6 protein-coding genes are annotated in these 7,223 nt (G+C 65.3%); 2 read left to right on the top strand and 4 right to left on the bottom strand.

The features are described 5' to 3' along the window. Both LPA37_RS12555 and LPA37_RS12550 read left to right on the top strand, forming a co-directional pair. A partial coding sequence (locus LPA37_RS12555) for a xanthine dehydrogenase family protein molybdopterin-binding subunit (protein WP_229012715.1) occupies positions 1-1,532 on the top strand: 1,532 nt, incomplete at its 5' end. After that, positions 1,514-1,990 (top strand): (2Fe-2S)-binding protein, encoded by a 477-nt coding sequence (locus LPA37_RS12550; protein WP_229012714.1) that lies wholly within the window; start codon positions 1,514-1,516, stop codon positions 1,988-1,990. The genes LPA37_RS12555 and LPA37_RS12550, both read left to right, overlap by 19 nt. 26 nt (positions 1,991-2,016) lie before the next feature. On the opposite strand, the gene LPA37_RS12545 is transcribed toward LPA37_RS12550, so the two are convergent. The 4 genes from LPA37_RS12545 to LPA37_RS12530 all read right to left on the bottom strand — a co-directional run bounded on the left by LPA37_RS12545 (position 2,017) and on the right by LPA37_RS12530 (position 7,160). Further along, positions 2,017-3,360, bottom strand: a complete 1,344-nt coding sequence (locus LPA37_RS12545) for a metallophosphoesterase family protein (protein ID WP_229012713.1) — start codon at positions 3,358-3,360, stop codon at positions 2,017-2,019. 126 nt (positions 3,361-3,486) lie between these two features. Next, positions 3,487-4,680 carry an amidohydrolase family protein gene (locus LPA37_RS12540; RefSeq protein ID WP_229012712.1) on the bottom strand — a complete coding sequence of 398 codons (1,194 nt, stop codon included), beginning with the start codon at positions 4,678-4,680 and terminating at the stop codon, positions 3,487-3,489. Beyond that, positions 4,677-5,495 (bottom strand): hypothetical protein, encoded by an 819-nt coding sequence (locus LPA37_RS12535; RefSeq protein ID WP_229012711.1) that lies wholly within the window; start codon positions 5,493-5,495, stop codon positions 4,677-4,679. Before LPA37_RS12535 ends, LPA37_RS12540 begins: the two co-directional genes overlap by 4 nt. A 69-nt stretch (positions 5,496-5,564) precedes the next feature. Beyond that, entirely contained in the window at positions 5,565-7,160 is a 1,596-nt protein-coding gene (locus LPA37_RS12530) for an MFS transporter (RefSeq protein WP_229012710.1), read from the bottom strand. Between the last annotated feature and the right edge of the window lie 63 nt (positions 7,161-7,223).

Raw genomic sequence — 7,223 nt, 5'->3', positions numbered from 1 at the left:
CGCTTATCCCCGCTATGGGGGTGGTAATCCGCCCGTGCGGGGCCCCCCCCAACCCCGGCGCCACGGGCGGCGTCGCGGTGATCGCGCGCGACGCATACGGCGCGCTGACCGCCGCAGCGGATCTCCAGCCGGTATGGAACGCGGGCGCCGCCGCGAAACTGTCGAGCGCGGACATCGACGCGCGCCTTGTCGAGACACTCGACAAGGACAGCGGCCACGCGTTCTATACCGTGGGCGACGTCGATGCCGCGCTGCAAACGGCGCACCGCACGATCAAGGCGGAATATCGCGCGCCGTATCTCGCGCATGCACCGGTCGAGCCGGTCAACTGCACGGTGCAGTTCAAGGACGGCACGGCGACCGTCTGGGCCGCCACGCAGATGCCGACGCTCGCGCGCCGGCACGTCGCTAAAGTGCTGGGCATCGACGAAGACAAGGTCGACATGCAGGTCCCGCTGCTGGGCGGCGCGTTCGGCCGGCGCCTCGAAATCGACTTCATCACGCAGGCCGCGGCCATCGCGAAGGAGGCGGGCGGCCGGCCGGTGCAGACGCTCTGGTCGCGCACGCAGGACACCCAGCACGATTTCTACCGGCCGGCGTGCCTGTCGCGGTTCGAGGCCGGGCTCGATGCCGACGGCAAGCTGGTGGCATGGCGCAACACGTCGGCGGGCCAGGCGATCGTGCCACAGGTGCTCACGCGCACGTTCGGCCTCCCGGACCTGCATCTTCCGTATGACAAGACCACGTCCGAAGGCGCGTTCGACCAGCCCTACGAATGGCCGAACGCGCGCGTGGCGCACGCGTTCGTCGAGTTGCCGGTGCCGGTGGGTTTCTGGCGCTCGGTCGGCCATTCGCATCAGGCGTTTTTCACCGAGTGCTTCATGGACGAGGTCGCGGCGCTCGCGGGCAAGGACCCGGTCGAGTTTCGCGCGAGCCTCCTGACGCAGCATCCGAAGCATCTGGCCGTGCTGCGCACCACGGCTGCACTGGCGGGCTGGGGCAAGCCGGTTGTCGGCCCTAAAGGCGTGCGCTGCGCGCGCGGCATCGCGATGCATCAGGCGTTTGGCAGCATCGTCGCGCAGGTCGCCGAAGTCTCGCTCGATCCGGACAAAGGCGTGCGCGTGCATCGGGTTGTCTGTGTCATCGACTGCGGCACGGCAGTCAATCCGAACCTGATCGCGCAGCAGATGGAAGGTGGAATCATCTTTGGTCTTTCCAGCGCATTGCAGAACGAGATCACGCTCTGCGAAGGGCAGGTGATGCAGACGAATTTCCTCGATTTCCCGGTCGTGCGCATGTCGAACTGCCCCGCGATCGAGGTTCACATCATGCCGGGCGACGGGCATCCACAAGGCGTCGGCGAGCCGGGCGTGCCGCCGGTTGCGCCGGCCGTCGCGAACGCGCTCTTCGCGCTTACCGGCGAGCGCCGCTATTCGCTGCCGCTCGACCCCGTCGGCGTGCGCCTGAAAACGCCCTGTCCGCTCAACCCCGCCAACACTGCGACGACGAAAACATGTCCTCCCTCAACGTGAACAGAAAGACGGTGGCCGTCGTCTCCGACCCCGAGACGCCGCTTCTCTGGGTGCTGCGGTGCGAACTGCATCTGACCGGCACGAAGTTCGGCTGCGGCGTCGGCGTCTGCGGCGGCTGCACGGTTCATCTGAACGACAAGGCAAGCCTTGCCTGCCAGACGAAACTCAGCGAATTGCACGGCGAGAAGATCACGACGATCGAAGGCGTGCAGGGTGCCGAAGCGAATGCGCTCAGGGCCGCGTGGCTCGACGTCGATGTCGCGCAGTGCGGCTACTGTCAGAGCGCGCAGTTCATGGCGGCCTGCGCGTTGCTCAGGAACGTGAAGCGGCCAGTCAAACCGGCGGAACTGGATGGTGAAATCGATGCGGCGCTGTGCGGCGTCATCTGCCGCTGCGGTACGTATCCGCGTATCCGCAAGGCCATCCAGCAGGCAGCGAAGACGCTGCATTTTTTCTGAATGACCCGCTTGCGCGACCGTGCCAGCTAGAGGTTTTCGGTAAACATCGGCTGGGTGCCGTTGTTGTCCTCGTAGTATTCGGCGCTCGCGGCGCCGCCCGTCTCGAGCCGGACAATCGTGAAGCCGTGCATGTACGTGCGGCCTTCGACACCCAGTTGCACGTCCGCCACTTTGGGCGGCCTGGCGATGCCGGGCATCGGCGCGAACGGTGCTGTGTCATCGTCGACGAACACCGGCACCGCGCCGTGGCCGATGCAGCGCCCACGTTGCAGCCCCTGAAACGGATCGTAGACGGACAGATTGTGCTCGTGGCCCCAGAACCACGCGGCAACCGGCTGCTTCGCGGCTTTCGCGAAGCGCTGATAGCTCGCGACGAGCTTCGGGTTGTACGCGGTGAACGTGCCGTCGGCGCCGCGCGGGCCGATCTGCGAAAACGCCGAAAAGAGCGGGTGGTGCGACATCAGGATCGTCTTGCCGTCGAATTCGCTGAGACGATCGATGATCCAGGCTTCTTCCTCGGGCTCGATGAACGTCAGCACGTCCTCGCCGATGACCGGGATGTAGTCGTGCAGGCCGGTATCCATCGCGATGAACTGCCAGTCGTCGTTACGCAGACAGAAGTAGCTGGCCGGCTGCAACCACGGGCGATCGTTCAGCGAGGCAATCAGGCTGTAATAACCGGCACCGCCTGAATACATGTCGTGGTTGCCTGAGAGCGTGTATACCGGCAGGTCTTTTGTGTCGCGCTCGAGCACCGCATCGATGATTCGCCTGAAGTTCACGTCGCACTCATGCGCCGTGCCGGAGTAGTAGATATCGCCGAGATGAATCACGACATCCGGATTCTGCAGCGCCACTTCCTTCAGCAGATTCACGGCGATGTCGGTGCCGGTTCCCCAGTCGGCGATCAGCGCGACTTTCGCGCCGGCCTTGAGCGGCACGGTGACAGGGCCGACTGTCGCAGGCCGGATGTAGGGGATTTTGGCGCGGCTGCCGTCAGGTCCGAAGTACTGCACGTAACTGGAAATCGTGCCTGCCCAGCGCGGGTCGCAGACGTTGTAGCGCATGACGTCTTCGATGCTCTCCGCCGCGGCCGTATCGCCGTGCGCCCGCGCTTCCATGAGGGCGAAACCCAGCTTCGCGCACTTCCACAAGTCCTGTGCGATGCCGTCGGGCGGCGCGTCGGGTAACGCCGCCGCGCCTTTTGCCTTGAGTGCCGCCACCTGTTCCGCCGCATGCACGAGGCCGTTTTCGAGACCAGGTCGCGACGCAAGGCCAGTCGCCAGATCGCAGGCCGCGCGCGCGACCTGATCCACGACAGACTGGTAGAGCGAAACAAACGGATTGCGAAAGCTCTGCGGCATGGTCATGAGGATTTCCTTGCGGCTCGCGCGCAATGCGCGGACTTCAGCCGTCTTCCGTATTGGTGTAACGAATGTGGTGTGAGTTTTTTCAACGCGGCTGGTGTGAGAAGACGTGAGCGCTGAAACTGGCCGTTACCGCGCGACGCCCTCGCCGTTTCGGGCGACGATCCGTCCGTGAGAGATGACGCGCCTCCTCACCGGTCGCGCGGCGAGCGCATGGGCGACCGTCTCCGCGTCAAGCAATACGAGGTCGGCGCGCGTGCCCACCGAAAGACCGTGATCCGCGAAGCCGCAGCCTCGCGCCGCGGCGCCGCTGACGGTGTCGAAGGCGAGTTCGAGATCGTCGTCGCGGCGCAGGTCGTAGCGCATGCCGACGAGCATCGCGCGTTCGAGCATGTCGGGCGAACCATACGGCGTCCACGTATCGCGGATGCCGTCGTTGCCCGCGAAGATCGTGACGCCGGCCGCCATACATGCCTTGAGCGGCGGAACTGGCACGGAAGGCGGCGCCGTCGTCAAAAGCGCGACCCGCAGACGGGCGAGGCGCTCAAGCAGCGCATCACGCGCGCGCTCCGGCAGATCGCCGAGACAGAACGCATGGCTGATCACGACGCGCCCCTGCATGCCGAGCGCTTCGACACGATCGAGCAGCAGCGTCATCGTGCGCCCGCCGGTTTCGCCGGGCTCGTGCAGATGGATATCGACGGGCTTCTGATGTCGCGACGCGATATCGAACGTCGTATCGAGCGAAGCGACCGGATCGCCGTCGATCGAAGCGGGGTCGAGCGCACCGAGCACGTCGGCGCCTTCGGCGAGCGCGCGATCGAGCAGCGCGGCGGTACCGTCGCGCCTGAGCAGACCCGACTGCGGGAAGGCGACAACCTGCAGGTCCATCACGCCCTTGAGCGTTTCGCGCGTGGCGAGCACGCCTTCGAGATGGCGCAGGCCGGCATCCGTGTCGACGTCGACGTGCGTGCGAAGCCGCGTGGTGCCCGCGTGCAGAAACGCGCGCGCGAGGGCGAGCGACTGCACGCCTGCGTCATGCCCGCTCGTCGCGCGCCAGCGTCGCTCGTTCTCGATGCGGTCGGTGAGCCTCGGACCGACCTCGTTGCGATACCACGGCATGCCCCACATGGTCTTGTCGAGATGCGTATGACCTTCGACGAAACCCGGCAGCACGAGCGCACCTTCGCCGTTTTCTTCCGTCACGCCGGGTTCGCGCTTCAGGTCGGGACCGATCGCCGCGATGCGCGAGCCGGCAATCGAAATGTCGACGTGCCGGCCATCCGCGAGACGCACGTTGGTGATCATCAGCGTGTCGCTCATGCCGGCCCCGCCGCTGCGTCAGGGGTTGCGTCAGGGGTTGCGGCAGGCGGCGCGAAGCGCGGCTGCACGGCGACGAGCTGGTCGTCGCTGGTCGCGACGATCCAGCGGTGCGCGCGTTCCACCTGATGCCGGTTATGGTCCTTGAGCGGCCCAAGCGCGCTTGCGGCTTTCCACACCACGGGCGCCGCCTTGCTCGTTCGTCCCGAAGAGCCGCCGACGAGCAGCGCGTACGGCCCGAGCGGCAATGACACGAACGGCAGCGCGGGCACGATCCGCACGCGCCAGTCGATGAACGGCGCGTCGCTGCACATGAGCGGCGAGGGCAGCCCGTAAAGCACGGTGAAGTCATAAAGCGCGAGCTGCTCGCGCATCGGTGCGTACATCCTGCGGATATCGCCGACCACCGCCGCGCGGATTTCGTCGTCGAACATCGCTTCTTCGGAATAGCGTGCGTGGGCGGCGTGCGCTTCGCGCTGGTAGGCGCTGAATACGCCGAGCTCCACGCAGTCGTGCACGGCGCGCTGCACTTCCGCGGCTGAACCGGCCTCCTCGGGCTTGCCCATCTGCGCGGCGCGCAGAAAGCGGGCGAGGCCGGCTTCATGGATCGCCGGGCCTTCCACGGTGGGGTCGTCTTCGACATCCTTGCCGAGCGGCACATACAGATACTTTTCCGCGGCAAAGCGGGACTTCTTGCCTTCGTCGAATTTCACGCCGCCGTCGGTGCAGTCGAGAAAACGTGTGCCGACGTGTCCATGCTCCCAGACGTAATTCTTCAGAAAAGGCCTTAACGGATGGAGGATTTCATGTCCGGTCATTCATACTCCCTGTCTGGTTTTCGAAAATAGCTTCGCCGCGACGTGCATGCGCACACGCACGCCGGTCGCCTATCCGGGCTTGCGCACGGCCGGCGCCTCGTGGCCCACATGCACGGGCGGCACGAACCACGCGAGACACAGGCCGATCAGCGCGGCGAGGGTCGCGAGCGCGAGCCCGACATGTATCGATGAGACCAGCGCATCGCGCGCGGAATTCATCATCGCATTGCCGGAATGCCCCGCGCTGATCAGACGGTTGATCAGCGCGGCCTGTTCGTCGCGATCCACGAGCAGTTCGGGGCTGGCGAACGATTTGAACCATTGCGTCGCCTGATACGCATCCAGCGAGCGATGCACGCCCATCGTGTACAGATGCCCGAGCAGTGCGCCGGTCATCACCGTGCCGAGCATGCCGCCGAACGTGCGTAGCGATTGCAGCAGCGCGGTGGCCGCGCCGATATGATCGCGCTCGACGATCTGCTGCGAAAAGATCGTCAGGTTCGCGGCGACGAGCCCCAGACCCAGGCCGCTCACGCCCATGCACGACATCCACACGATGTGCGGCTCCATGCCGTTTAGCGCGACGAGCACGAGACACGCCAGCGCGAATAACGCAAAACCCACATACATGATCGCGTTCGCGCGCCGCACGCGCGTGACAATGCGATTGTTCAGCACGCTGCCGACAGTCGTGCCGAGCAGGAGCGGCGTGATCAGCATGCCGGAATCGTGCGGCGACATTGCATAGCCGCCCTGAAACAGCAACGGCACGTAAAACACGAGCGAAAACAGCGCGAAGCCGCCAAGCACCGCCATCGCGAAGAGCGCGGCGAGCTTGCGGTCGAGCAGCATGTCGATCGGCACGATCGGGTTGCCCATGCGTTTTTCCCAGAACCAGAGCGTGATGGCGCAGCCGATGGTGACCGCGCCGAGTGCCATCGTCGCGCGTGTTACACCTTGACGGGGAAACAGTTCGATCAGCAGTTGCAGCGCGCCGAACGTAATCGCAAGCACGACTGCGCCGAGCCAGTCGAGGCGCACCGGTCCGCTTTGGCGCGCGTGGCGGATATGCGGCAGAAAGCGCAGCACGAACAGCAGCGAGACGACGCCGATCGGTACGTTGACGAAAAACACCAGCCGCCAGCCGCCGTATTGGGTGAGCATGCCGCCTAGCGTCGGCCCGACGATGTTGGCGACGCCGAATGCGGTCGAAACGAACACCAGCCAGCGCAGTCGGAGCTTTGTATCGGGAAAGAGATCGGCAACGGTGGCGAACATCGTGCCGATCAGAATGCCGCCGCCGATGCCTTGCAGCCCGCGCGCGACCACCAGAAACAGCATGTTCGTCGCGACGCCGCACAGGATCGACGCGATCGTGAATACAAGAACCGCCGCGACAAGAAACGGCTTTCGTCCGAACAGGTCGCCGAGCCGCCCGAAAATCGGAATCGTGATCACGGACGCCAGCATGTACGACGTCGCGACCCACGCGTAGAGATCGAAGCCCTTGAGGTCCGCGACGATGCGCGGCAACGCGGTGCTGACGATGGTCTGGTCGAGCGCCACGAGCATCGCGACGAAGGCCACGCCAAGCATGGCCATGAGCGATTCGCGAAAGGGCAGCAGTTGCCTGTCTGGATCAAAGGCAGCGATGCCGGGAGTCATGACGTGTTCCACGGAATGTCGGGAAGGGTGACGCGCGGATGGGCAGCCAGCATGCCTGCGGAT

Origin of the sequence: Paraburkholderia gardini (assembly GCF_907164545.1) — a bacterium.
GTDB classification, from domain to species: domain Bacteria; phylum Pseudomonadota; class Gammaproteobacteria; order Burkholderiales; family Burkholderiaceae; genus Paraburkholderia; species Paraburkholderia gardini.
Note: the sequence above shows the minus strand (reverse complement) of the source record. Positions and strands in the feature narration are given on the sequence as shown.

Bases quoted from the DNA above. Each gene is read 5' to 3' on its own strand.
- LPA37_RS12550 (WP_229012714.1), top strand. From the start codon at position 1,514: ATGTCCTCCCTCAACGTGAACAGAAAGACGGTGGCCGTCGTCTCCGAC.
- LPA37_RS12545 (WP_229012713.1), bottom strand. From the start codon at position 3,360: ATGACCATGCCGCAGAGCTTTCGCAATCCGTTTGTTTCGCTCTACCAG.
- LPA37_RS12540 (WP_229012712.1), bottom strand. From the start codon at position 4,680: ATGAGCGACACGCTGATGATCACCAACGTGCGTCTCGCGGATGGCCGG.
- LPA37_RS12535 (WP_229012711.1), bottom strand. From the start codon at position 5,495: ATGACCGGACATGAAATCCTCCATCCGTTAAGGCCTTTTCTGAAGAAT.
- LPA37_RS12530 (WP_229012710.1), bottom strand. From the start codon at position 7,160: ATGACTCCCGGCATCGCTGCCTTTGATCCAGACAGGCAACTGCTGCCC.